This window comes from Acidobacteriota bacterium, assembly GCA_030774055.1.
Taxonomy (GTDB): Bacteria; Acidobacteriota; Terriglobia; order Terriglobales; family Acidobacteriaceae; genus JACPNR01.
Window position 1 is genome coordinate 1 of record JALYLW010000034.1, and the last position, 2,732, is coordinate 2,732.

Annotated in this window: 3 protein-coding genes; all 3 read right to left on the reverse strand. The window is 62.3% G+C overall.

Features of this window, described 5'->3' with window-relative positions:
* The coding region (locus tag M3P27_02620) for a cupin domain-containing protein (GenBank protein MDP9267202.1) at nt 1-469 on the reverse strand (469 nt) is incomplete at its 3' end.
* Nucleotides 470-507: 38 nt separating this feature from the next.
* Nucleotides 508-1,518: a tagatose 1,6-diphosphate aldolase gene (locus tag M3P27_02625; protein MDP9267203.1), complete on the reverse strand. Its 1,011-nt coding sequence runs from the start codon at nt 1,516-1,518 to the stop codon at nt 508-510.
* 240 nt (nt 1,519-1,758) lie between these two features.
* Complete coding sequence (gene rph, locus M3P27_02630) at nt 1,759-2,496, reverse strand: ribonuclease PH (GenBank protein ID MDP9267204.1); 738 nt, start codon at nt 2,494-2,496, stop codon at nt 1,759-1,761.
* Nucleotides 2,497-2,732 lie beyond the last annotated feature (236 nt).

Genomic DNA, 2,732 nt, shown 5'->3' on the forward strand with positions numbered 1-2,732 from the left:
GACCCATCCCGCCCACTTGGAGGACCGTCTCACCCTTGGTCTTGCCGTAGTGGTGTGACTTCGCATTCAGGCTGACGAATCCGCCGGGCCCGAGCGACGTCATCGAGCTCTCGTCCATCTTGTCGCCCATGCCGACGCTGAAATTCCCCGAGATCACCGTCACGTGTTCGGCGGTCGGGTGCCAGTGCGGCGGGATCCGGTAACCATCCGGCGCCTTCAACCGGATGATGAAGATACCGGGTTTCCCGGGATCGCCATGCATCACGGCCATCTTCGCGCCCGCGGGCAGTACCGGAGGCGCATCGCCCCACTGGATGTCATTGGGCTGGACGATCTTGTGATCGGCCATCGCCATCTTCTGACCGCCCATCTTCTGACTGCCCATCGGGTGCTCGCCCTTCTTCATGCCCTGCGCGACCGCCACGCCGCACAGCGCGAGCACCAGGACCCACAACACATGCTTCCTCATGTTGCTTCCTCCGGAATAAATAGATTTACGCGCCCGACTTACGCACCCACCAGTGCCGCTTCCTTCACGCCATAGATCTCGAACCACGGTGTAGCCGCCTTCAGCCGCGCGTTCACGTTCTCGATGTTCTTCACGCCTTCACTCTCCAGCCACTTGCGGAAAGCTTCGGCGCCCTGCTTGGCGTAGACCGGGATGCCATCTTTCCACGTGGCGCGCCCGCAAAGCACGCCATTGAACTTCACGCCCGACTCCGCCGCCAGCTCCAGCGATTCGGTGAACTCCGCATTCGATACGCCGGCCGAGAGATAGATGAACGGCTTGGTCGTCACCGCGGCCGCATCCTTGAACAGCTTCAGCGCGTCTTGCCGGGAGTAGGCCTTCTCCCCGCCAAAGGCCTTGGTGCCCTCGACGAACTTCATGTTGATGGGGATCTCGACCTTGAGCACGTCCACGCCGTAGCGGTCTTTGGTGAACTCCTTCATCGCGCCGATCACCGCTTGCGGCTTTTTCGTGGCGAAGTCGAGGCCCTTCTCGTCCGCGCCTTCTTCATACGTCACGAACTCGAGGAAGTACGGGATGTCGTTGGCGCGGCATTCATCGCCGATGCGTTCCACCCAGGCATGCTTGATGTCGTTGATCTTCTCGCCGTCGAAGGGCGTGTAATACAGCAGGATCTTCAGGCAATCGGCGCCCGCTTCCTTCAATCGGCGCACCGACCAGTTATCCAGCAAGTCGGGCAGGCGGCCGGGACCGGTCTTGTCATATCCCGTCTTCTCGTAGGCGAGCAGCAGGCCGGAATCCTTCGCGCGCTTTTTCGATGCCGGCAGTCCCCACTCCGGGTCGAGCAAGATGGCGGACGCGTGCTTGGTGAGCACCTCCGTCACCAGCGACTTGAACTCTTCCATCTCGCGGTCGCCGATCTCGCCGCCTTTTTCCTTGGCGAGGGATTTCTGCAGCGAGCCGCGCTGGTCCATGGCGGCGGCCGCGATCACACCACGCGCGTTGCTCACCGCCTTCATCCCGGCAAGTTTTCCTGGAGTAAGCTTCATGACTGTTCTCCTGTTAAAAGTTCTCCTGTTAGATCTCTACGGATATTTGTGCGGACGTCGGATGCGCTCTAGAGCGGCAACGGTGCGCAGGGCCGAGTGCAAAAAGACGAGCACGATGCGCGTCCCGCCGCGTGACGGCAAGGATTGTAATCGAAGGGACGAGCCGGGAGTACGTGATTCAGGCTGCCGATCTCCTCGGAGGATGATTTCCTTAGGGCGGCAAGGTCCGCAAGGACGAACTTACTGCCGCAACAACAGCCCGCTGAGCACCGCCTGCTGCTTGGTGACCAGCGACTCGATGCCGGCGCGCGCGTAGTCCATCATCTTCTTCAGCTGCGCGTCGTCGAAGGGATGCTGCTCCGCGGTCGCCTGGATCTCCACGATCTTCTTGCCCCCGGTCATCACCAGGTTCAGGTCCACGTCGGCGCGGGAATCTTCTTCATACGCGAGGTCGAGCAGCACCTCGCCCTCGACCACGCCCACGCTGGTGGCGGCGACGAAGTCGCGCACCGGGGCAGACGTCAGCGTGCCCGCCTCCACCAGTTTCTGCAGCGCCAGTCCCATGGCGATGAACGCGCCGGTGATGGACGCGGTGCGCGTGCCGCCATCCGCCTGGATCACGTCGCAATCGATCCATATGGTGCGCTCGCCGAGACGATCGAGGTCGGTCACGGCGCGCAGCGCGCGACCGATCAGGCGTTGGATCTCGTGCGTCCGGCCGCTGGCGCGTCCTTTCACCACCTCGCGCGGCGTGCGCGTGAGCGTGGCGCGCGGGATCATCGCGTACTCGCTGGTGATCCAGCCCTTGCCGCGGTTGCGCAGGAACGTAGGGACGGATTCTTCGATGGACGCGGTGCAGATCACGCGCGTGTTGCCGATCTCGATCAGCGCCGAACCTTCGGCAGTGGAGATGAAGTCGGGAACGATGTTCACCGGACGCATCTGGTCGGGCGCGCGTTTGTCAGAGCGATAGAACATGGCAGGCGATTGTAAATGGGTTACACAAATAATGATGGGTCATGCTGAGTGACGGCCCCCCGGCGTTTTCTCCAGCCGGGGTATCGGTCGCGAAGCATCTTGGGTTTCCGGCCTGTGGAGTCGCTACTGCTCCATCTCCACATGCTCCACGTTCGCGATGGCGTGTCCCATGAAGCGTTCGCCGAGCACGCGGAACTTCTCCACCGAGTCGGTGGCGAAGAATCGTAGCGTGGGCG

Bases quoted from the DNA above. Each gene is read 5' to 3' on its own strand.
- M3P27_02625 (MDP9267203.1), bottom strand. From the start codon at position 1,518: ATGAAGCTTACTCCAGGAAAACTTGCCGGGATGAAGGCGGTGAGCAAC.
- rph (MDP9267204.1), bottom strand. From the start codon at position 2,496: ATGTTCTATCGCTCTGACAAACGCGCGCCCGACCAGATGCGTCCGGTG.